The following is a 21,607-nucleotide window of genomic DNA, read 5'->3' as shown; positions in this document are numbered from 1 at the left end:
ATTTCTTGCCTACCTCAGACCGGCGGTTCGGGCGATATTGTTTACCGCATCTCCTGCGCCGGGGTAACGCCAAGAATACCCAAGCCCGCTGAAATCACAACAGAAACAGCGCGCGCCAATGCGATTTTCGACTGGCTTGTGGCAACATCGCCATCCTGAATAAAGCGAAGCTGGGTTTCGTCGTTGCCCTTGTTCCACAGCGCGTGAAAATCTCCTGCCAATTCATATAGATAGAAAGCAACCCGGTGCGGTTCATTGGTGCGCGCAGCGATTTCAACCAGACGTGGCCATTCTGCCAGCTTCTTGGCAACGGTCAGCTCAGTTGCGTGGTCAATCTTGCCCAGATCAGCCCCGGAAAGGGTTGCGTCATCGGTGGCAATCCCGGCCTCAGCGGCACGGCGAAGGACACTCATGACCCGGGCATGGGCGTATTGCACGTAGAACACCGGGTTCTCTCGGCTCTGTTCCAGCACCTTATCGAAATCGAAATCCAGCGGCGCGTCGTTCTTGCGAGTCAGCATCACAAAACGGGTCACATCAGGCCCGACCTGATCGACCACATCGCGCAGCGTAACAAAGTTCCCGGCGCGTTTGGACATCTTGAAGGGCTCGCCGTTCTTCCACAGCTTCACCAACTGAGTCAGCTTGATATCCAGCGGCACCTTGCCATCTGATAGCGCCGACACAGCAGCTTTCATCCGCTTCACATAGCCTCCGTGATCCGCGCCAAATACGTCGATCAGAGCGTCATAGCCACGGCTTACCTTGTCGTAGTGATAAGCGATATCCGGTGCAAAATAGGTCCAGCTGCCGTCCGATTTCTTGACCGGGCGGTCGACATCATCGCCATGCTCGGTCGATTTGAACAGAGTTTGCTCGCGCGGTTCCCAATCTTCGGGTTTCTTGCCTTTGGGAGGCTCCAGCACGCCTTCATAGATCAGGCCCTTATCGGTCAGCGACTGCAGTGCAGCCTCAATCCGGCCCGTGCCATAGAGTGATTTCTCTGAGAAGAACACATCCATCTCAACACCCAGCGCCTTCAGGTCGGCGCGGATCAGGTCCATCATTGCGTCGGTGGCAAAGTTGCGCAGCTCTTCCAGCCATTCGCTTTCCGGCTTGTCGATCAGGCTGTCGCCGTATTTCTCCTTCAGCGCCTCACCGATCGGGATCAGGTAATCGCCGGGATATAGCCCCTCGGCAATCTCGGGGCTCAGCCCGTTGGCTTCGCGATACCGTTCATAGGCTGAGCGCGCCAACACATCGACCTGCGCGCCGCCATCGTTGATGTAGTATTCACGTGTCACGTCATGGCCGGAATAGGCCAGCAAACTTGCCAGAGCGTCACCGAACACCGCGCCCCGCGTATGGCCCACATGCAGCGGACCGGTCGGGTTGGCCGAGACGTACTCGACATTCACCTTCTGCCCATGCCCCATGGTTGAGCGGCCATAGTCCGTGCCCGTCTCAAGCACCGCCGCCAGAACGCCCTGCCAAACCGACGGCACAAGACGCAGGTTCAGGAAGCCCGGCCCTGCCACCTCAGCACTGGTGACCCGTTCATCTGCCGCCAGCTTTCCGGCCAGTACGTCAGCAATGTCGCGCGGCTTCATCTTCGCCGGTTTTGCCAGCACCATGGCCGCGTTGGTCGCCATGTCTCCATGCGCGGCATCGCGCGGCGGTTCGACCGCCACGTTGTCAAAGCTCAACCCCTCTGGCAGCGCACCTTCGGATTGCATCTGCGCCAGCGCGTCCAGTACAAGGCCGCGGATCTCGGAAAACAGGTTCATTTCGGATGTCCTTTTGCTTGTCGCGGGGTTTACCACGCAAACCGCCAAGGTCAATGGACGCCTAAAGTTTGAGCTTGGATTAGCCGCGAACAGGGCTAAGGTCGAAAAAAAGCTGACCGGAGCCCTTTGATGCGCCTCACCCTGCCCTTTGCCCTGTTGCTGACTACCGCCTTGCCCAGCTGGGCCGAAATGCCCTCGCCACAGGGCCATATATTGCTAACGCTTGGTGGCGCCGTCACCGAAACCAACCTGCCCCCACGTGGTGAGAATGACGGCGGCCTGCTCGACCACCTCGAAGTTACACATGCCGGCGCATCAGGTTTTGACGCGGCGATGCTGGACGGGTTGGAGCAGATCGAGATTACCATCCCCTACGGCCCCCCAGACAACCAGCGCGACTATACCTTCTCAGGGCCTCTGCTGTCTGACGTGATGGCGATGGCCGGGGCCGAGGGCAAATCTGCCCTGCCCATGGCGCTGGACGGCTATCAGGCGGAAATCCCGTGGCAAAGCATCGAAACACACCGACCCATCGTGGCCACCCATGCAGATGGTGCACCCATGGGCATCGGTGGTTACGGCCCTACCATGATCGTTTTTCCGGCTACGGATGACGCAGAATTGGCTCAAACACAGGCCAGCCAGCAGGTCTGGGCCATCGCCTATATCGCGATCGAGTGATCTCCGGTCAGTCGGGCATGATCCTGCAGCGCAAACCTGTCGGTCATGCCCGCGATGTAATCTGAGACGATCCGGGCCAAAGCAGTTTCATCGGTTGCCGCCTCGATATCGCGATGCCAATGTCGCGGCATTTGCTTCGGATCGTTCAGATAGATCGGGAATAATTCCTCAACCACTTTGCTGACCTTGGCACGCACCTGCATCACGCTGGGCGCGCGGTACATACGTGAAAAGAGGAATGCCCGGATCTGCTTGAGCTGCATCCACAGCGCATCCGAGAATTGAATGACCGGATAACCCAGATGTCTGATCTCTTCGACCGTCTGTGCCCCCGAAGCTGAGATCAGCCCGCGCGACGTGTCGATCACGTCCGAGACCATCACACCAAAGACCCGCCGCAATGCCTCGTGCCTGCGGCGGTAAGCGTCCAGATCTGGATATTTAGCATCCACATCATCGAAACAGGCATCGATTATGGGAAGCTGCTGGATATCCTCATCGCTGAACAGTCCCGCGCGCAACCCATCAAACAGATCGTGATTGTTGTAAGCTATATCATCTGAAAGCGCGGCCACCTGCGCCTCGGCACTCGCATGTGTATGGAGTTCGAGATCAAAGCCCTGATTGCATTCAGCCAAAGCCCAGGGCAACTCGCCAACCACAGGTCCATTGTGCTTGGCGATACCTTCCAGACATTCCCAGGTCAGGTTGCATCCGTCGAACTCGGCATAGTGACGCTCAAGCTTGGTCACGATCCGAATGGCCTGCGCGTTGTGGTCGAAGCCGCCATACGGCGCCATCAGCGCATGAAGCGCATCCTCGCCTGTATGTCCGAACGGTGTATGACCCAGATCATGCGCCAGCGCCACAGCCTCGGTCAATTCCGGATTCAAGCCCAGCGCACCAGCAATGGTCCGCGCGACTTGCGCCACTTCAATCGAATGGGTCAAGCGCGTGCGGTAGCTGTCCCCCTCATGCTCCACAAATACTTGCGTCTTATGCTTGAGGCGCCGAAACGCGCTGGCATGAATGATCCGGTCGCGGTCGCGCTGAAAGCACGACCGAAAGCTGCTCTCTTCCTCCGGCACAAGCCGCCCCCTTGCGCGGCCCGGATCCGAGGCAAAACCCGCTCTTTCCAAAGGTCTTGTCCTTGTCGCCTGTCTTCAGGTTTCATATATTGTACTGCGCTGAGGAAATAAACCTTTGGAGACCGGCATGAATCTGCCCCCAATCGTCACAGATCGCGCCTTCGATCGCCTGGCCGAAATCGGCGCTGCAGATCAGGGCCAAGCCCTGCGCGTCGCGGTTGAAGGTGGCGGATGTTCCGGTTTTCAATATGAAATCGCACTGGACACTCCGAAAGACGACGACCTGATCCTCGAAGGCAAGGGCCAGAAAGTCATTGTCGACGCGATCTCACTGCCGTTTCTGGAAAACGCGGTGATCGATTTCACCCAGGAACTGATCGGTGCACGGTTTGTGATCGAAAACCCGAACGCCACCTCGTCCTGCGGCTGTGGCACATCATTTTCGATGTAAGCTCGCGTGGGGGCTTTGCCCCCACACCCCCAGAATACTTTTGGCCAGATGAAGAGGGATCCGCTCTCTGAGCCGAAGACCAGAGAGCTTCACCTGGCGCGGTCATCGGCGTCCCCGCCTGTACCGCCTGATCACTTTACAAACAAACTGGTTAAGAATCCGTTTCTTCATCTGGCCAAAAATATCCCGGGGAGCGCGAGGGGCTGGCCCCTCGCTTCCCACCGTCTCGACTTGCCGTTCGCCCGGTTCTGCGCGATAGGTTGCCATAAAGCTGTCGGAGGATCGCGCATGAAAATCGCCACGTTCAACATCAATGGCATCAAGGCGCGGGCTGAGGCTCTGCCCCGTTGGCTGGATGACGCGCAACCGGATATCGTACTCTTGCAAGAGATCAAGTCGGTGGACGAGAACTTCCCGCGCGAAATGTTCGAAGAGCGCGGCTACAATGTCGAAACCCACGGACAGAAGAGTTTCAATGGTGTTGCGATCCTGTCTAAGCTCCCGCTTGAAGATGTGACGCGAGGCTTGCCGGGCGACGACGCGGACGAACAAGCGCGTTGGATTGAGGCGACAGTGGTGGGTAAACGGGCCCTTAGAATTTGTGGCCTCTATCTGCCAAACGGGAACCCGGTTCCGGGCCCTAAATACGATTATAAGCTTGCGTGGATGCAGCGGCTATACGACCGGGCGCGCGCGCTTCTGGCCTCGGAAGAGCCCGCTTTGATGGCCGGTGACTACAACATAATTCCGCAAGCAGAGGATGCCAAAAGGCCCGAGGCCTGGCGTGAGGACGCTCTGTTTCGACCTGAAAGCCGTGCGGCGTTTCGGAAAATCCTAAATCTTGGTTTCACAGAGGCATTTCGCGCCCGAACTCAAGGACCGGGTCACTATTCGTTCTGGGACTATCAGGCTGGCGCCTGGAACCGGAATGACGGTATTCGGATCGACCATTTCCTGCTGACACCGCAAGCGGCTGATCTGATGCGCGACTGCCAGATAGATGCCGAAGTGCGTGGGCATGAAAAGCCGTCAGATCACGTACCGGTCTGGGTCGACCTCGACCTCTGACCGGTCACGCCGTCGCGTCGTAGGCATAGATCCAATCATATTTACGTGACAGTCGCGGGCCAATTACCGAGAGCGCCGCTTGCGCCGCCAGACGCATCGGGCCGCGCAAATGGAAATTGCGTGCATTCGCGTTTGCGGCGGCCACCACCTGTCTGGCGCGTGGTCGACGCTTTGCCTCGTAGGCGGACAAAGCCTGTGCCACGCCGGATTGCTCCTCAAACGCGCGGATCAGAACCCACGCGTCTTCCAGCGCCAAACAGGCACCTTGTGCCATGAACGGAAGGGTTGGGTGTGCTGCATCGCCGAGCAATGCCAGACGACCATTCTGCCAGCTTCGGGCAACCGGGCGCAGGAACAGCGCCCATAGATGTACCTCATCCACCTGGTTCAACAGATCGCGAACCGGCCCTCCGAAATCGGCAAACCGCGTGCGCAGGTCGTCCGGATCACCCTCACGACGCCAGCCTTCCTCGCGCCAATCCGAACGTTCTTCGATAGCGACGATATTCATCAGGCTCTGATTCCGCAGCGGATAGCTGACCACGTGACGGCCAGGGCCCATCGTCAGCGAGGCGCGTGGGGTCTCGGTGCGTTCGGAACAGGGCACGGTCGCGCGCCATGCGATTTGATGGGTAAACTCCGGTGTCTCGGGGCCATTTAACAACGGGCGGATCACGCTGCGGCCACCATCGGCGGCGATGGCGCATTCGGCGCGCAGCCTTTCGCCCGAGGCCAGAACAGCCTCGGCCTCTCCGGGATGTTTGCGGACCTCGGTAACGCGCGCACCCAGACGGATGTTTACCCCTGCCCGCCCAGCCGCCTTGTGCAGAAGGTCCAGGAGATCGGCCCGGTGATAATAATAGGTAGCCCCCGCCGCAGGCCCGGCAACCCGACTAATCACACGCCCTTTGCGATAGTCCCGCAGCACAGTCCCCGCCGAGCGTTGTCCGGCCTCAGGCACGTCGCCTACCACCCCCAAAGCACGCAGAACCACCATGCCGTTGGCGCTAATCTGCAGGCCGGCCCCGACCTCGGTAAGTTCAGGGGCCTGTTCGAACACCGTCACTTGCGCACCGCGCTGACGCAGCGCCAGAGCCGCGGCCAGCCCGCCGATGCCACCACCGATGACGCAGAATTTCAGACCCTTGATATTCATGCCTCCGCCATAACGCAAAAACGCCGGAGTGGAAGACCCCGGCGTTTGATGTTTCTGTCTATTTCCAGCGATCAATCGTCGCGGTGAACCTTTTCGCGGCGCTCGTGACGCTCTTGTGCCTCAAGCGTCATGGTCGCAATCGGACGCGCATCCAGACGTTTGAGCGAGATCGGATCACCGGTTTTCTCGCAATACCCGTATTCCCCCTCATCGATCCGACGCAGAGCCGAGTCGATCTTGGCGACCAGCTTTCGCTGACGATCCCGGGTGCGCAGTTCCAGCGCACGATCGGTTTCTTCGCTGGCGCGGTCGGCGACATCCGGAATGTTGCGGGTATTGTCCTGCAGCCCTTCGATCGTATCGCGGCTACCTGCCAAAAGCTCGTTTTTCCAATCCAGCAGCTTGCGACGAAAATACTCAAGCTGACGATCATTCATGAAAGGTTCATCTTCGGCCGGACGGTAATCCTCCGGCAGAAAAACTTCCTGCTTCATTGTTGCTCCCTCGGTATGGGCTGAAACGTCGGTAGCGGTTGTATCACCTGACATTCGGCACCCCCTTCTGCGGAGCGTGTATCCGACCACGTCAGGAATGTCACTATGCAAACGTGTTACCCGACGCGCCGTCGCTCCGGCATGTCTAAATATGAGACCACTAACAACAAAAGCTAAATTCTTTGTGGAAGGAACCGGGCAATTTCCGGGCAGGTTCAACCGCAAGCTTAATGAAGCATCGACGAATCACTTCAAAGCCCGGATCGCAGCGTCGCGACGCTGCGATCCGGGTTGTCAAAAATGTCGCCTCTCTGTAACCCGGATTGAATATTGCTCCACTACATGAGGGTCACATGACCGCACGCTTCCAAGGCACCGCCGAATACGTCGCCACCGACGACCTGAATATTGCCGTGAACGCTGCCGTGACGCTGGAGCGCCCGCTGCTGGTCAAGGGCGAACCCGGCACTGGCAAGACCGAGCTGGCCAAGCAGGTGGCAGGCGCGCTTGGGCTGACGATGATCGAATGGAACGTGAAATCCACAACCCGCGCGCAGCAGGGTCTGTATGAATATGATGCGGTCAGCCGCCTGCGCGACAGCCAGTTGGGTGAAGAGCGTGTGCACGAAGTCTCGAACTACATCCGCAAGGGCAAGCTTTGGCAGGCGTTTGAAGCTGATGAAAAGGTCGTCCTGCTGATCGATGAGATCGACAAGGCCGATATCGAATTCCCCAACGACCTGCTGCAGGAACTCGATAAGATGGAGTTCCATGTCTACGAGACCGGCGAGACGATCAGGGCCAGGAACCGCCCTATCGTGATCATCACCTCGAACAACGAAAAGGAACTGCCCGACGCCTTCCTGCGTCGCTGTTTCTTCCACTACATCCGTTTCCCGGATGAGGCCACCATGCGCCGCATTGTCGAGGTACATCACCCCGGCATTAAGGATGCGCTGCTGACCACAGCCCTGACGCAGTTCTACGAGATCCGCGAGACGCAAGGGCTGAAGAAAAAGCCTTCGACTTCGGAGGTGCTGGATTGGCTCAAGCTGCTGCTGGCCGAGGATCTGACGGCAGAAGACCTCAAGCGTGATGGGGCCAATGCCCTGCCCAAACTGCATGGCGCACTTCTGAAGAACGAACAGGACGTGCATCTGTTCGAACGCCTTGCATTTATGGCGCGCAGCAAACGCTGAACACATGAACATCCGGTGATCACGGCTTGCCTTCCGCGGGGCCGGATGTCAGCATTGCAACAACCAAAGCCCGGCATGTAAACGGGCCCCGCAGAGCAGGAAATCCGAAAATGTCGACCGTCCCCATCATCCGCCCTTTGCGCCCCGACGACCGGGCGGCGTGGGCCGAGATGTGGCGCGACTATCTGGCATTCTATGAGTCCGAGGTCTCGGAGGAGGTCTATGACACCACCTTCACTCGCCTCTTAGGTGATGATCCGCAAGACTTTTCCTGCTTTGTGGCCGAGCTGGACGGCAGGCTGGTGGGGCTGACCCACTATCTGTTTCACCGCCATGCCTGGAAGGTCGAACGCGTCTGCTATCTGCAGGACCTCTATGCCCGCCCCGAGGCGCGCGGCACCGGTGCAGGGCGTGCGCTGATTCAGGCGGTTTATGACGAAGCTGACCGGCAACAAGCGCCGAACGTCTATTGGCTGACGCAGGAATTCAATCACACCGCGCGCCAGCTTTACGACCGCATCGGCAAATTAACGCCGTTTCTGAAGTATCAACGACCATGAAGCGTCTGGGTGCAGCCCTCCTGCTGGCGGCTCTCTCCGCCTGTACCTCGGTCGACCGGATCGAGCTGCCGACGCGCATCAAGGTGATCGAGGAGGCGCTGCCCCCGTCCAAGACGTTTGGCACCGCCCGTCCCAGCGCGCCTGCCCGGTCCAACAAGAACATCGCGGCGGATTTCCTATCGCTGCATTTCGCTCTGGAAAGCGGTGCTGAACTGCCGGTCTTCACCCGGTTCGAAGGCCCAATCACCGTGCGACTAACCGGAACGCCTCCGCCTTCGATGCAGACCGACCTCAGCCGCCTGCTGACCCGGTTGCAGCGTGAGGCGCGAATCGACATCCGCCAGATCCCGGAAGGTCAGGCGAGCATCACCATCGAAGCAGTCAGTCAGAAGCAAATCCGTCGTATCCTGCCGCAAGCGGCATGTTTCGTGGTGCCCAATGCCTCAAGCCTGGAAGAATACCGCCGTGATCGACGCAAAAGCAAAAGCAACTGGACCGAGTTGCGCAGCCGCGAGCGGATCGGGATCTTCATCCCCTATGACGCCAGCCCGCAGGAAGTTCGCGACTGCCTGCATGAAGAGCTGGCCCAGGCGCTCGGTCCGCTGAACGACCTGTATCGCCTGCCAGATTCGGTGTTCAACGACGACAATTTCCACACCGTGTTAACCGGGTTCGACATGCTGATCTTGCGCACGGCCTATGCGCCCGAACTGCAAAGCGGCATGACCCAGGAACAGGTTGCGGCAGTCCTGCCCGGCGTACTCAGCCGACTGAACCCGCGCGGCGACCGGATTGCCCCGCAACCTGTGACCGAGACGCCTCGCGCCTGGATCAACGCCGTACAACGTGCTTTGGGATCCGGCTCAGGCTCGGCCAAGCGGGTCAAAGCCGCAGAAGAAGCCGCCCGGATCGGCAAGCAGCAAGGCTGGACCGATCACCGCCGTGCCTACCCGCATTATCTGCTGGGCCGCATGGGGCAGTTCGATGATCCAGATGCGGCGCAACTGCAATATGCGCTGGCTCTGAAGTATCTCGACGCCACCCCCGGGACCGAAGTGCAGCGGGCGCATGTGACTGCGCAGACCACTGCCTTCGCGCTGGCGCAAGGCCAAGGTGAAGACGCGCTGCCTGAATTAAACGATGCCATCAAGGTCATGACAAAGGCCGAAAATGCGGCCCTGCTTGCCACTTTGCTGTTACTAAAGTCCGAGGCCCTGCGACAGTCGGGACAAATCGATCAGGCACGCACCGTCAGACTGGACAGCATTGGGTGGGCGCGCTACGGCTTCGGCTCGGATTTGGTGGTGCGCTCGGTGTCGGAAGGTCTTGCACAGGCGTCCACTGCAAACACGGGTGGATAACGGCAGATGGTAGTGGTTCTGGGCATGGCGATTCTGGGCGCGATTTTGGGTGCCCGGGCCGCGCGCAAACGCAACGGCAGCGGCGCGGATATGGCGCAATATGCCGCCGGTTACGGCATCGCTTTTGCCCTGCTGGGTCTGATCATCTCATTGATTCTGGTTCGCATGGTCTAGACCTATGTTCCTGCCCTTCTTCGAAAACCTCCGCAAAGCTGGCATTCCCGTATCCCTGCGCGAATACCTGACCTTTCTGGAAGGCGTGAAGAAAGGGCTGGCGACCTATGACGTCGAAGCGTTCTACTACCTCGCCCGCGTGTCGATGGTGAAGGACGAACGCAATATCGACAAGTTCGACCGCGCCTTTGCGGCCAGTTTCGAGGGCCTGAACGAGATCAGCTTTGATCAGGTCCTAGAAGCCGTCGATATTCCGGCGGATTGGCTGGCAAAGATGGCCGAAAAGCACCTCAGCGCCGAAGAAAAGGCTGAGATTGAGGCGCTCGGCGGGTTCGACAAGCTGATGGAGACGTTGCGCGAGCGGCTGAAAGAGCAGCAAGGCCGTCACCAAGGTGGCAACAAATGGATCGGCACCGCCGGAACCTCGCCCTTTGGTGCCTATGGTTACAACCCCGAAGGCGTGCGCATCGGCCAAAAGGAAAGCCGCCACCAGCGCGCTGTGAAGGTCTGGGACAAACGCGAGTTTCGCAATCTCGATGATACGGTCGAGCTGGGCACCCGCAACATCAAGGTTGCTCTGAAACGCCTGCGACGTTGGGCGCGCGAAGGCGCTGCCGAAGAACTGGATCTGGACGGCACCATCCGCGCCACGGCCGAACACGGTTATCTCGACGTCAAAACCCGCCCCGAGCGTCACAACGCCGTCAAAGTGCTGCTGTTTCTGGACGTCGGCGGTTCGATGGACCCGCATATCAAGGTGGTCGAAGAACTGTTCTCCGCCGCCCGGACCGAGTTCAAGCATCTAGAATATTACTACTTCCACAACTGCCTTTACGAAGGCGTCTGGCGCGACAACCGCCGCCGCTGGGACCAGCAGACACCGACACATGAGGTTCTGCGCACCTATGGCCCGGATTACAAATGCATCTTTGTCGGCGACGCCTCAATGAGCCCCTATGAGATCGCCTATCCCGGCGGTGCCAATGAGCACTGGAACCAGGAAGCCGGTCAGGTCTGGCTGCAGCGCGCGCGCGAGCAGTGGACGTCGAACCTCTGGATCAATCCAGTGCCCGAGAAGTATTGGGAGTACACCCATTCGGTCAGCATGATCCGAGAGATTTTCGAGGATCGCATGGTGTCCATGACGCTGGCCGGGCTGGAACAGGGCATGCGAGAACTGACGCGGTAAGCCCCATAAGCCAGCGTTCCTGTGGTTTGTGGTAAACTCTACCTTTCTCACTCGGTTTGAGAGGTACCAAAGATGATCATCCGAATTTTTCAGGTTGTGACACGCCCCGGGAAGGAAGAGGAATTTGGCAGGTTTTTTCATGAAACCGCCATCCCACTGATGAAACGCACCAAAGGCATCGTAAGTGTGTTGCCCGGCGCGTCTCGAAAGGAAACCCCCAGAGAGTTTAGTTTTGTCATGGTGTGGGAGAGTTTGGACGCGCTGAAAGCCTTCGTCGGCGAAGATTATACCATACCGCACATCGACCCGGCCGAGGATGAACTGGTCGAGAGCCGATCTATCAAACACTATGAGCTCGTCGAGCCTTCGTAGGCGCCGAGTTTGGGTCACAAGATCATCAATACGAGAACTTTTTGTTGCTCCAATCAGAACCCGTGCCCATATCTAGATCATGCTTCGCCTCACCCCGATCCTGCTGGCCATTGCCTATGCCGTTGCGATGTACCGGATTTCCGTCTGGCGCACCCATCGTGAACTGGATGCCAAGTCAACTGAATTGGCAGATCCTGCGCTCAAGCGCATGACAGACAGATTGGCAGCCGCGTTGGAGATTGATCGGGTGCCCGTCTATATTTACGAGATCGATCCGGTGAACGGGCTGGCCGCACCGGACGGGCGTATTTTCATCACGCGCGGGTTCTATCGCAAGTTTCGCAATGGTGAGGTCTCGGCCGAAGAGATGGCCAGTGTGATCGCGCATGAGCTGGGGCATGTGGCTTTGGGGCATGCACGGCGGCGGATGATCGATTTTTCCGGTCAGAACGCGATGCGGGCGGCGCTGATGATGTTGCTGAACCGGTTCATTCCCTTCATCGGCGCGTGGATCGCCAATATGCTGACCCACCTGCTGGCCTCGCGCCTGTCGCGTGGGGATGAGTATGAGGCGGATGAGTACGCTGCAGCCTTGCTAACCAAGGCAGGGATCGGGATCGGGCCGCAGAAATCGCTGTTTCACAAGCTTGAGGAACTGACGGAGCAGCGCGCTGGCGTGGTTCCGGCCTGGTTGATGAGCCATCCCAAGACGGATGAACGGATCGCAGCGCTAGAGGTGCTTGAGCAGCGTTGGAGATCGGGTCGATAAGTTCGGATGCAGGGGGCTGGCCCTGCCGTGAGACACAGGAGGAACCCTGTCAGATTGTGAGGGCTTTGCCGAGGCGCGGGAGACGGGCTTTTTTCATCAAGGCGCGCAGGGTCCATTGATCGCCAGAAAGACGATTGGCCTCGGCCAGGACAGCGGCGGCGATGGCGGCGATGCCTTCTGGGTCTTTCAGCCAGAAACTATGGAGCAAGCCGTCGGGATCGCGACGGTCGAGACCTTCTTCCGCCAGCAGATGTTTGGGAAAGTCCTTTGCATTCACGGTTACGATGATATCGGCAGAACTGTCGACGGCGGTTGCGAGGACGTGGATATCGGCGGCATCCGGCAGCCAGAGGCGTTTTTCCAATCCTGACGCTGCAGGATGTTCGGCCTTGGGCCATTGTGATTGGGTCAGGGCAATTTCAGCACGGGCCTGTGTTTCGCCCATTGGTCCGATCTTGCGGGCGGCGCGCGCCCATTCTTCGAGGATTCGCGCGGACCAGATCGGCTGTAGATGACCGAGCTTAGCCGCGCCCAACAGCATCTCTCGCATCACCGTAGGATAGATGACGCATGTGTCGAGAACGGCTTTCATAGGCGGTAGAACACGGCCTTGAGGTAACCGCTTTCGGCCAATTGCGGCAGTTGCGGGTGGTCCGGTCCGGCAAAGCCCGTGTGGATCAGCTGTGCTTGCCGCCCTGCCCGACCGATGCCGCGTGAGGAAGCGTCGCGGAAACGACCGAGGTCCGCTGCGTGGGAACAAGAGCACAGGCCCAAATAGCCGCCCGGTTTCACCAGCGGCGCAGCAAGTCGCGCGATCCGTTCATAGGCGCGCAAACCAGCGTCAAGCGCCTGTTTCGAAGGTGCAAAGGCCGGTGGATCGCAGATCACCACATCGAATCTGGCCCCTTCCTCGCCCAGTTGCGTCAGAACGTCGAACGCATCACCCTGGCGGGTGCGGAAGCGGTCGGAGACACCTGCAGCCTCGGCCCCTTGTTCCGCCAGCGCCAGAGCGGCGGCAGAACCATCGATCGCGAGTGCTTGGGCGGCACCGCCCGCCAGCATGGCCAGACCAAAGCCGCCGACATGGCTGAACACGTCCAGCACCTGCGCCTCAGGATGCACCAGGCGGGCTGCAAAGGCGTGGTTGGGACGTTGATCGTAGAACAGGCCCGTTTTCTGACCCCCGGTCAGATCGGCCATGTAGGTCGCGCCGTTCATGGGAACCGGAAGTGGTGCTTCGGGGGCTGCTCCACGCAGGGTCTGGTTTATGTCGTCGAGCCCCTCCAGCCCCCGGGTGCGGCCGGTTGCGTTCTTCAGTACCGTGGTTACCCCGGTCACCGAGACCAGCGCATCCGTCAGGGCTTCGAGATGCGCTTCGGCCCAGGCAGCGTTGGGCTGGATGACGCAGGCGTCCCCGAACCGGTCGACAATCACGCCGGGAAAGCCGTCGGCTTCAGCGTGGATCAAGCGATAGTATGGTGCATCAAACAGACGTTCGCGCATCTCCAGCGCACGACACAAGCGAGTTTCGAACCAATCTGTGTTCAGTTGGGCGTCAATGTCGCGATCCAGCACCCGGCACATGATTTTCGACTCTGGATTGACGGCAACCAGCGCAATCGGTTGCCGCTTGTCGTCTTCCAGCACCGCCAACGCTCCGGCAGCGATCTTGCGGGTGCGCCGGTCGGTCACGATGTCGTTGGCGTAGACCCATGGAAATCCATGGCGCAACCCACGTGCGTTGGCTTTGGGTTTCAGGCGAATACGGGGACGGTCGGATGAGGCGGTCATGGCGCCCTCATAGCTCTGAAGCGGCTGAGGTGAAAGCCCTCTTAGCGGTTCCGGCTGCGCCAGCCGCCACGCCGCTTCGGGGCCTGCGCCGATTGCAACCCTTCGGCCAGAACCTGCGTCATCGGATGATCGCCCGCTTGTGCGACATAGAGCGTATGCAGCGCGGTTAACGCCTCTTTCTGATCCCGGTCTTCCGGTAGGCTGAGCGCCCAATCAAGGAAGATGCTGCGGCACTCGGGCAAGGTAATGCCGTCGATGCGATAGGCCTCGCGGATCAGCCCCTTGTGATCATTCGGATCATCACTGCGCGCCATCTTTACCCTCCCTCAACCACATAGCCGATCAACGCGGCGGCGGTGGTGTAACTGTCCTGCAACGCAGTCTGCAGCTCTTCGACCCGATCGAAACCGGTGGCCCGGCAGAGGAATGCCGTGCCACCCTCTCCAATCGTGTCCGCCTCGATGGCTTTGCCCGAAAGCAGACGCGCCGCGCATTGTACGGACCAGCATAGGGCGTAACAGTCCTTCAGCGTTTGTGTCTGCGCGACCTCCAGCAGCCCGGCAGCGACCGCGCCATCCAGCCCGGACTGTACGTCGCGTTTTGTCATGCCGGACAGCAAGGCTCCGCTCTGGGACAGCAATTCAATATCCATCATCCGTCCGGGACCATTCTTGGCATCCCAGACGCCCGCCGGGGACTTGGCCGCCGCCAGACGGGTGCGCATTTCAGCAACCTCGTTCAGAACCTTGGCCCGATCGCGGGGACGAGCGAGTAGGTCGGTGCGGAAGCTTTCGATGTCCTCGGCCAGCCCGGCATCTCCGGCCACCACATGCGCTCGGGTCAGGGCGAGGTGTTCCCAAACCCAGGCCTCGTTCTGCTGATAGTTGGTGAAACTGCTCCAGCTTGTGGCGACGGGTCCCTGATTGCCCGAGGGGCGCAGGCGCATGTCCACCTCGTACAGGCGTCCCTGCGACATCGGGGCCGACAGCGCGGTGATCAGGGCCTGCGTGAAGCGCGCGTAATAGGTGCGCGTGGCCAGAGGACGCGGACCATCCGACATCTCTTGATCCAGCGGGTCATAGATGACGATCATATCCAGATCGGATTGCGAATTGATCCGCCCGGCCCCGAGCGAGCCCATGCCCAGCACCGCCGCCCCGCGCCCGGGTGCTGGCCCATGTTTTTTGGCGAATTGGGTTTCAACGCAAGGCAGAACCGATGCGATGACGGCCTGCGCCAGTTCCGCGTATTGCTGCCCCGCTTGCGCCCCGCCAATGAGCCCGCGCAGATGGTGGACGCCGATGCGGAAATGCCATTCCTTGCACCAGCGCCGGGCGAGGTCGAGCTGGGTTTCATAGTCATCTTCTGCAGACAAAGCCTGCGTCAGATCCTCCCGCAACGCTGCCTGACCCGGCCATTCGCTGAAGAAGCTACCGCCGATTACCGCGTCGAACACGGCGGCGTTGCGCGACAGATGCGTTGCCAGCGCGTGAGAGGTTCCGACGATATCAACCAGCAGATCGATCAGCTGTGGATTCGCCTCGAACAGCGAAAACAACTGCACCCCGGCGGGGAGGCCCGCCAGAAAGCCATCCAGCGCCATCAGGGCCTCGTCGGGTTTCGCGGTCTTGGCAAGGCGTGACAAAAGCTCGGGCCGCAGACGTTCGAAAATGCGCGCACCGCGCTGCGAGCGCAGCGCTGGATAGGTGGTCCAGCGGGCCAGAACACCCTTGTCGAATTCAACCTCTTGCGTGGCTGCAGGGCGCGGGCTGGCACCGGGGGCAAAGAAGCCTTCGGTCAGTTCATGCACCTCGGTCAGGCGGCGGGTCAGATCGGCCCGCAGCTCGGCGCTGCTGAGACCCATCAGGCAGGCGACCCGCTCAATCCCGTCTTCGGATTGCGGCACCTTGTGGGTCTGTGCGTCATGCACCATCTGGATGCGATGCTCGACCTCGCGATGGGCACGGTAGTGATCGATCAGCTTTTCCGCCACGTCCTCGGGCACCCAACCCTTTGCGGCCAGCGCCGCCAGGCCCGGGACCGTGCCGCGCACCCTTAGATCGGGATCCCGGCCTCCGGCAATCAATTGTCGTGTTTGGGTGAAGAACTCAATCTCGCGAATGCCGCCCTGCCCCAGTTTCATGTCATGGCCGGGGATGGAAAGGCTGCCGCCCGTTCCCTTGTTCTCACGAATGCGCAATCGCATGTCATGGGCGTCCTGAATGGCGGCGAAATCCAGATGGCGTCGCCACACAAACGGGCGCAGCGCCTCAAGAAAACGCTCACCCGCTGCAATGTCGCCGGCGCAAGCGCGCGCCTTGATATAGGCTGCGCGCTCCCATGTCCGCCCGAGGCTCTCGTAGTAGCGCTCGGCCGCTTCCATCGCCAGACAGACCGGTGTCACCGCCGGATCGGGGCGCAGACGCAGATCGGTACGAAAGACATAACCATCTGCTGTCTTATCACTGAGCGTGGCACAGAAATTGCGTGTGGCCCGGACCATGCCGTGCCGGGCGTCATAAAAGTCATCCGGGTCAAAACGCGTTTCATCGAACAGAACGATCAGGTCGATATCCGAGCTGTAGTTCAGCTCATGTGCGCCCATCTTGCCCATCGCCAGAATGACCATCCCGGCAGCCGTCTCGACATCTTCTTCGGTCATGCCGGGCAACTTGCCACGCCGGATCAGAGCAGCGATCTCCGCCTTGGCAGCCACATCTGCGGCCAGCGCGCCGAAATCCGTCAGAGCGCCTGTCACCTTCTCAAGTGGCCATGCCCCCGCCAGATCGGCCAGTGCAGTCAGAAGCGCCAGCCGCCGCTTGGCCAGTCGCAGGCCGGGCCTCAACTGATCCGCTGGCAGCGCACGCGCGGCGGCCATCACGTCCACCAAAGCCTGATCTGGGTCCTGCAACGCTTCGGGCAACCAGTCCCTTTCGCGATCAATCAGCCCTTTCAGATAAGGGCTGGACCCCGCCGTGCCCGTGATCAACTCACCCTGTTCAGTGGTCAGATCCGCCAGTGCGGCGCGGGTTTCCACCCCAAGCGCGGCATCAAAGGCGCGCGGGATTCTGTTGATGGCAAGGCTCATATGCGTTCCAACGGCGTGTCCTGACTGAAGCTGTTGATCCAGTTGTCATGCCGCCGCTCCCACAGCGAGGATATCAGCATCGCCTCGGCCTTTGGCGCGCCCGGACGCGTGTAATCCGCGCGATAGCTCAAAAGAACGATGTCTGACGTCAGAATCCGCAGCTTGGCCTCGGACAACTCATAGGTCGCCATCGTGGGCGCATCAGCGAACTGGCCCACATGATCATCCCGGTTGGCAAAGCCGCTCGGATAGACTCCCAGAAAATCCGGGCTCAACAGCGCCCGGTCAGCCTGGGCGTTGCCATCAACCAACGCCGCCCAGACCTGCTTTTCCAGCGAAAGGATCTGATCTAGCGTCGGAGCGGGTTTGTTTTCAATATCTTGCATGATCAGAAATTGCGCCTGTTCCGCCACGGCGTCAACCGTCGAAAACGGCCATGTAAATCTTTTTCACATTACCCCTTGCATACGCCATTCACCCCTCCCATCTAGGAAATGTGAAGAGCATTTACATCCTGAGTGGAGAGACCTAATGACCGCATTGTCCGAACACGCCGTTCCTGCAAACCCGGGTTGGCTGCACCGCGCCGAGGCCTGGCTTGACAGCAAGGGCAAAGGGGCCTGGATCGCCGCAATGGTCCTTGGCTTTATCTTCTTCTGGCCCATTGGCCTGGCCTTTCTGGCCTATATGATCTGGAGCAAACGTATGTTCAGCAAATCCTGCAGCCGCCGTTCGTCGTGGAACAGTCACATGAGCGCCATGAAACCTTCGGGCAACAGCGCCTTTGACGCCTACAAAGCGGACACTCTAGCCCGGCTGGAGCGTGAGCAGAAAGACTTTGAATCCTTCCTGCGCCGCTTGCGTGAAGCCAAGGACAAGGCCGAGTTCGATCAGTTCATGGACGAACGTGCCCGCGACAATCGCGATGACACGGAAAACGGCGAACAACCCGCCTGATCCTGACTTGCCCTGCCCCGACCTTCGGGACAGGGTGCTTTTGACTAACAACCGGACCAAGACATGACTCACCTGCCCGATCCCGACAGCCAGCCGGAATTCTACCAATCTGTCGCAACCAAGCGTTTCTTCGCATGGCTGTTTGATATCGCCTTCATCTCACTGCTGTGTACCGTCGCTATCCTGCTGACCTTTGGCATGGGCTTTTTCATCCTCGCCCTGATCTACGCCGTCATCAGCTTCATCTATCGCGTGGTGACCATCGCAAACGGATCGGCCACCTTGGGCATGCGCTTCATGGGGATTGAGCTACGCGACGCCTTTGGTGCCCGCATGGATACCGGCAAGGCCATCGCGCACACGGCGGGGTATTTCGTCAGCATGGCGATCCCGGTGCTGCAAATTATCTCGGTCATCATGATGATGACAAGCGCACGCTGTCAGGGGCTTACGGACGCGTTCCTAGGCACCGTCATGATCAACCAGCGGGCCTGAAAAACAACTCTGTGAGTCTCTTGGCGGCGCCGGGAACCGTTGCTATCATCCGTCCCGAGGAAATGCGGGACCTTCATGCGACACACGCTGCCAATCGCGCCACAGTTCTATGTGACCGCCCCCCAGCCCTGCCCCTATCTTGAGGGCAGGATGGAACGTAAACTGTTCACCGCCCTTCAGGGGGAAGGCGCGGATCAGTTGAACAATTGCCTGTCGCAACAAGGGTTTAGACGCTCGCAGAACGTGCTCTATCGCCCCTCTTGCACCGATTGTTCCGCCTGCCTGTCAGCCCGGATCGACGTGTCAGCCTTCCGCCCCAGCAAAAGCCAGAAACGCGCCGGCAAGCGAAACGGATACCTGAAACGGCGCGCCACTTCGCCCTGGGCAACGGATGAACAGTTCGACCTGTTCCGCCGCTACCTCGACGCCCGCCACGCGGATGGCGGCATGGCCGATATGGATGTGTTCGAATTTGCCGCGATGATCGAGGAAACCCCGATCCGCAGCCGCGTTGTCGAATATGCCGACCCCAAAACCGATGAGTTGATCGCGGTCAGCCTGACAGATGTCCTCGAGGACGGGCTGAGCATGGTCTACTCGTTCTACGATCCCCAGTTTCAGCAGAACTCGCTGGGCACATACATGATCCTCGATCATATCGAGATCGCACGCGAGGCTGGGCTGCCCTATGTCTATCTGGGCTACTGGGTGCCCGGCAGCCCCAAGATGGGATACAAGGCCAAATTCGCAGGCTTGCAGGCCTATATTCAGGGTGAATGGCGGTTGATCAAAAGCCCCAATGAATATGCGCATGCGGCGCATCACCCTCTGTCCTCGGCCCCGATCGCCGAGCAGGTGGCGAATATCCAATTGCCCGACCGACATCCGACCAAAGGCTGACCGGCGTGCGGCAGAGCCTTCATGCGATTACTTTGGTAGTGCCGGATTATGACGCTGCGATTGCGTTCTACACTGGGGTTCTGAATTTTGCACTGACGCAGGATATCGATCTGGGCGACGACAAACGCTGGGTCCGTGTGACACCACCGGGGTCTGCTGGCGCGTCATTGCTGTTGGCAAAGGCGGTCGATGCAGACCAGGCGGCGTCGATCGGGAACCAGACCGGAGGGCGCGTTGGTTTCTTCCTCGAAACCGACGATTTCTACAGGGATCACGCAGCCATGCTTGAGGCTGGCGTTGGATTTGAGGAAGTGCCACGACATGAACCCTATGGAATCGTCGCGGTCTGGCGTGATCCATTTGGAAATCGATGGGACCTCATCGAGTTTTCAGAACCTTCTCTTCTTGATTAAATCTATATTTTTCAGATCTCTAGACACCATCAACAGTAAGTTGCTCAATCATGCGGCAATTTGGAACACCTTGCGTAATTTTTAGGCAGTTGAAAATTGACCTAGGGTCACCAAGTTAACCGAACTTCTTGATGCTCAGTCCAGTTCTGACGCCTGCAGCAAACTATCTGCTGTCAGGGCTGGTTTTTTATTACTGCAACAGACTTCCCACTCTGTTGCAGAGGTTTTGAAGGAGGGGAAAATGGTAAACGCCATGCGCCGACTGGTCTCGGCCAATCTGACGACCCAGATCCTGATCGCCCTGGCCCTTGGGTCGGTTTTTGGGCTGGTTTTGAATTATTTGGATATCTCGGCCCTGAACACCACGTTGGTGGACGGAGCGCTGTCGATGCTCGGCCAGATGTTTTTGAACGCCCTGCAGATGCTGGTTGTCCCGCTCGTCGTGTTCTCGTTGCTTTGCGGAGTGGTCGGGATCGGAGACGTCAAGCTTTTGGGTCGCGTGGGCGGCATGACGTTTGTCACCTATCTGGCAACCACCGCACTGGCCGTAACCACTGCGTTGATGTTCGCCAGCCTGATCGGCCCCGGCAAAGGCTTCGAAAGCTTGTATCTTGCCGGAGACGGCGTGACAGTAGCCAACCCGCAGACCACGTGGGAGATTCTGGCGAATATAATCCCCAAGAACCCGATAAACGCACTAGCCAATGGCGAGATGCTGCAGATCATTTTTTACGTAATGGTGGTTGGCATTGCGGTTCTGATGATGGGCAGCCGTGCCAAAGCTTTTGTCGAAGGCTGTGAATTCATGAATGAACTGGCGATGAAAATCGTCAAGATCGTCATGGCCTTTGCTCCTGTCGGTGTATTCAGCCTGATCGCCAAGACCTTTGCGATGGAGGGCTTTGGTCTGTTCGGCCCGGTAATCGGCTATCTGACCACGATCAGCCTGACGCTGGTGTTCCACCTCTGTGTCACGTTGATGGCCCTGCTCTATTTCACAACGGGACTCAACCCGCGCACCTTCCTGCGCAAGATGCGCTCGGCCCAGGTGTTTGCGTTTTCGACATCCAGCTCGAACGCGACGATCCCGGCCAGCCTGCAATGCGTGACACAGCGCATCGGCGTGGATCGCTCGGTCGCTTCATTCGGCATCCCTCTGGGGGCGACGATCAACATGGATGGCACCGCGATCATGCATGGCGTGGCCACCGTGTTCCTTGCCAACGCCTATGGCATGGATCTGGGGCTGAGCGGCTATCTGACCGTGATCTCGATCTCGGTCCTGGCCTCAATCGGTACCGCAGGTGTGCCGGGCGTGGGAATCGTGATGCTGGCGATGGTTCTGAACCAGTTGGGCATGCCGCTGGAGGGTATCGGGATCATTCTGGCCGTCGATCGTATCCTCGACATGATGCGGACAGTTGTGAATATTACCGGCGATGCGGTTGTGACCACCATTGTCGGGCAAAAGGTTGGGAAGCTGGACAAGACCGTGTTCGACAACCCAAAGGCCGGGACGTTCGATACCGCCGATCTTGGGATCGACCACAATGTCGAACAGGAATTTGCCAGGCTGACACACCCTCAGCCACAAACCTGACACGAAAAAAGGAG

Annotated in this window: 24 protein-coding genes; 15 read left to right on the top strand and 9 right to left on the bottom strand. The window is 59.3% G+C overall.

Annotated features, from left to right (window positions below; translation table 11 throughout):
• Positions 1-41: 41 nt before the first annotated feature.
• Positions 42-1,787, bottom strand: a complete 1,746-nt coding sequence (argS, locus tag ACR0AZ_RS03685; RefSeq protein WP_480666797.1) for an arginine--tRNA ligase — start codon at positions 1,785-1,787, stop codon at positions 42-44.
• A 129-nt stretch (positions 1,788-1,916) separates the two neighbouring features.
• On the opposite strand from argS, the gene ACR0AZ_RS03680 reads away from it, so the two are divergent.
• Positions 1,917-2,468, top strand: a complete 552-nt coding sequence (locus ACR0AZ_RS03680) for a putative pterin-binding protein (protein WP_480666796.1) — start codon at positions 1,917-1,919, stop codon at positions 2,466-2,468.
• Here ACR0AZ_RS03680 and ACR0AZ_RS03675 read toward each other — a convergent pair.
• On the bottom strand, positions 2,450-3,607 hold the full coding sequence (locus ACR0AZ_RS03675) for a deoxyguanosinetriphosphate triphosphohydrolase (protein WP_480666795.1): 1,158 nt from the start codon (positions 3,605-3,607) through the stop codon (positions 2,450-2,452). The genes ACR0AZ_RS03680 and ACR0AZ_RS03675 overlap by 19 nt on opposite strands.
• A 76-nt stretch (positions 3,608-3,683) precedes the next feature.
• Between ACR0AZ_RS03675 and ACR0AZ_RS03670 the strand changes: the two genes are divergently transcribed.
• Together ACR0AZ_RS03670 and xth are read left to right on the top strand one after the other, a co-directional pair.
• Positions 3,684-4,007, top strand: a complete 324-nt coding sequence (locus ACR0AZ_RS03670; protein ID WP_480469544.1) for a HesB/IscA family protein — start codon at positions 3,684-3,686, stop codon at positions 4,005-4,007.
• Positions 4,008-4,295: 288 nt separating this feature from the next.
• Positions 4,296-5,075: an exodeoxyribonuclease III gene (gene xth, locus ACR0AZ_RS03665; protein WP_480666794.1), complete on the top strand. Its 780-nt coding sequence runs from the start codon at positions 4,296-4,298 to the stop codon at positions 5,073-5,075.
• 4 nt (positions 5,076-5,079) lie between these two features.
• Here xth and ACR0AZ_RS03660 read toward each other — a convergent pair whose 3' ends face one another.
• Both ACR0AZ_RS03660 and dksA read right to left on the bottom strand, forming a co-directional pair.
• Positions 5,080-6,231, bottom strand: a complete 1,152-nt coding sequence (locus tag ACR0AZ_RS03660) for an FAD-dependent oxidoreductase (protein ID WP_480666793.1) — start codon at positions 6,229-6,231, stop codon at positions 5,080-5,082.
• A 71-nt stretch (positions 6,232-6,302) separates the two neighbouring features.
• Complete coding sequence (dksA, locus tag ACR0AZ_RS03655; RefSeq protein ID WP_170432517.1) at positions 6,303-6,725, bottom strand: RNA polymerase-binding protein DksA; 423 nt, start codon at positions 6,723-6,725, stop codon at positions 6,303-6,305.
• A gap of 353 nt (positions 6,726-7,078) precedes the next feature.
• On the opposite strand from dksA, the gene ACR0AZ_RS03650 reads away from it, so the two are divergent.
• The 7 genes from ACR0AZ_RS03650 to ACR0AZ_RS03620 all read left to right on the top strand — a co-directional run bounded on the left by ACR0AZ_RS03650 (position 7,079) and on the right by ACR0AZ_RS03620 (position 12,349).
• Positions 7,079-7,924: an AAA family ATPase gene (locus tag ACR0AZ_RS03650; protein ID WP_480469541.1), complete on the top strand. Its 846-nt coding sequence runs from the start codon at positions 7,079-7,081 to the stop codon at positions 7,922-7,924.
• A gap of 110 nt (positions 7,925-8,034) precedes the next feature.
• Positions 8,035-8,484 (top strand): N-acetyltransferase family protein, encoded by a 450-nt coding sequence (locus tag ACR0AZ_RS03645; RefSeq protein WP_480469540.1) that lies wholly within the window; start codon positions 8,035-8,037, stop codon positions 8,482-8,484.
• Positions 8,481-9,845 carry a DUF2927 domain-containing protein gene (locus ACR0AZ_RS03640; protein ID WP_480469539.1) on the top strand — a complete coding sequence of 455 codons (1,365 nt, stop codon included), beginning with the start codon at positions 8,481-8,483 and terminating at the stop codon, positions 9,843-9,845. Before ACR0AZ_RS03645 ends, ACR0AZ_RS03640 begins: the two co-directional genes overlap by 4 nt.
• 6 nt (positions 9,846-9,851) lie before the next feature.
• Positions 9,852-10,019 (top strand): hypothetical protein, encoded by a 168-nt coding sequence (locus tag ACR0AZ_RS03635; RefSeq protein ID WP_480469538.1) that lies wholly within the window; start codon positions 9,852-9,854, stop codon positions 10,017-10,019.
• Positions 10,020-10,023: 4 nt separating this feature from the next.
• Complete coding sequence (locus ACR0AZ_RS03630; protein WP_480666792.1) at positions 10,024-11,208, top strand: vWA domain-containing protein; 1,185 nt, start codon at positions 10,024-10,026, stop codon at positions 11,206-11,208.
• 72 nt (positions 11,209-11,280) lie between these two features.
• On the top strand, positions 11,281-11,580 hold the full coding sequence (locus tag ACR0AZ_RS03625) for an antibiotic biosynthesis monooxygenase family protein (protein WP_480469536.1): 300 nt from the start codon (positions 11,281-11,283) through the stop codon (positions 11,578-11,580).
• 79 nt (positions 11,581-11,659) lie between these two features.
• Entirely contained in the window at positions 11,660-12,349 is a 690-nt protein-coding gene (locus tag ACR0AZ_RS03620) for a M48 family metallopeptidase (RefSeq protein ID WP_480469535.1), read from the top strand.
• Between the two features lie 49 nt (positions 12,350-12,398).
• On the opposite strand, the gene ACR0AZ_RS03615 is transcribed toward ACR0AZ_RS03620, so the two are convergent.
• From ACR0AZ_RS03615 to ACR0AZ_RS03595, 5 genes are read right to left on the bottom strand one after another with little or no spacing between them, the layout of a single operon-like run.
• The gene (locus tag ACR0AZ_RS03615; protein ID WP_480469534.1) at positions 12,399-12,941 is read right to left on the bottom strand and encodes an RSP_2648 family PIN domain-containing protein; all 543 of its coding nucleotides are present in this window, start codon (positions 12,939-12,941) and stop codon (positions 12,399-12,401) included.
• Complete coding sequence (locus ACR0AZ_RS03610) at positions 12,938-14,140, bottom strand: RSP_2647 family RNA methyltransferase (protein ID WP_480469533.1); 1,203 nt, start codon at positions 14,138-14,140, stop codon at positions 12,938-12,940. Before ACR0AZ_RS03610 ends, ACR0AZ_RS03615 begins: the two co-directional genes overlap by 4 nt.
• Before the next feature lie 41 nt (positions 14,141-14,181).
• Positions 14,182-14,454 carry a hypothetical protein gene (locus ACR0AZ_RS03605; RefSeq protein ID WP_480469532.1) on the bottom strand — a complete coding sequence of 91 codons (273 nt, stop codon included), beginning with the start codon at positions 14,452-14,454 and terminating at the stop codon, positions 14,182-14,184.
• A 2-nt stretch (positions 14,455-14,456) separates the two neighbouring features.
• Positions 14,457-17,228: a [protein-PII] uridylyltransferase family protein gene (locus ACR0AZ_RS03600; protein ID WP_480666791.1), complete on the bottom strand. Its 2,772-nt coding sequence runs from the start codon at positions 17,226-17,228 to the stop codon at positions 14,457-14,459.
• A complete protein-coding gene (locus tag ACR0AZ_RS03595; RefSeq protein ID WP_480666790.1) occupies positions 17,225-17,614 on the bottom strand; it encodes a DUF4440 domain-containing protein in 390 nt (129 codons plus the stop codon). Before ACR0AZ_RS03595 ends, ACR0AZ_RS03600 begins: the two co-directional genes overlap by 4 nt.
• Positions 17,615-17,759: 145 nt before the next feature.
• Here ACR0AZ_RS03595 and ACR0AZ_RS03590 point away from each other — a divergent pair, with 145 nt between their 5' ends.
• The 5 genes from ACR0AZ_RS03590 to ACR0AZ_RS03570 all read left to right on the top strand — a co-directional run bounded on the left by ACR0AZ_RS03590 (position 17,760) and on the right by ACR0AZ_RS03570 (position 21,593).
• Entirely contained in the window at positions 17,760-18,185 is a 426-nt protein-coding gene (locus ACR0AZ_RS03590; protein ID WP_480469529.1) for a DUF2852 domain-containing protein, read from the top strand.
• 63 nt (positions 18,186-18,248) lie between these two features.
• On the top strand, positions 18,249-18,680 hold the full coding sequence (locus ACR0AZ_RS03585) for an RDD family protein (RefSeq protein WP_480469528.1): 432 nt from the start codon (positions 18,249-18,251) through the stop codon (positions 18,678-18,680).
• Positions 18,681-18,755: 75 nt separating this feature from the next.
• Positions 18,756-19,580, top strand: a complete 825-nt coding sequence (locus ACR0AZ_RS03580; protein ID WP_480469527.1) for an arginyltransferase — start codon at positions 18,756-18,758, stop codon at positions 19,578-19,580.
• Positions 19,581-19,585: 5 nt separating this feature from the next.
• A complete protein-coding gene (locus ACR0AZ_RS03575) occupies positions 19,586-19,993 on the top strand; it encodes a VOC family protein (protein ID WP_480469526.1) in 408 nt (135 codons plus the stop codon).
• A 241-nt stretch (positions 19,994-20,234) separates the two neighbouring features.
• On the top strand, positions 20,235-21,593 hold the full coding sequence (locus ACR0AZ_RS03570) for a dicarboxylate/amino acid:cation symporter (RefSeq protein WP_480666789.1): 1,359 nt from the start codon (positions 20,235-20,237) through the stop codon (positions 21,591-21,593).
• The last annotated feature ends 14 nt before the right edge of the window (positions 21,594-21,607 follow it).

It is taken from the genome of Ruegeria sp. BE3, assembly GCF_056538865.1.
The sequence above is the reverse complement of the archived record's forward strand: the minus strand, read 5'-3'. Positions and strand labels throughout refer to the sequence as shown.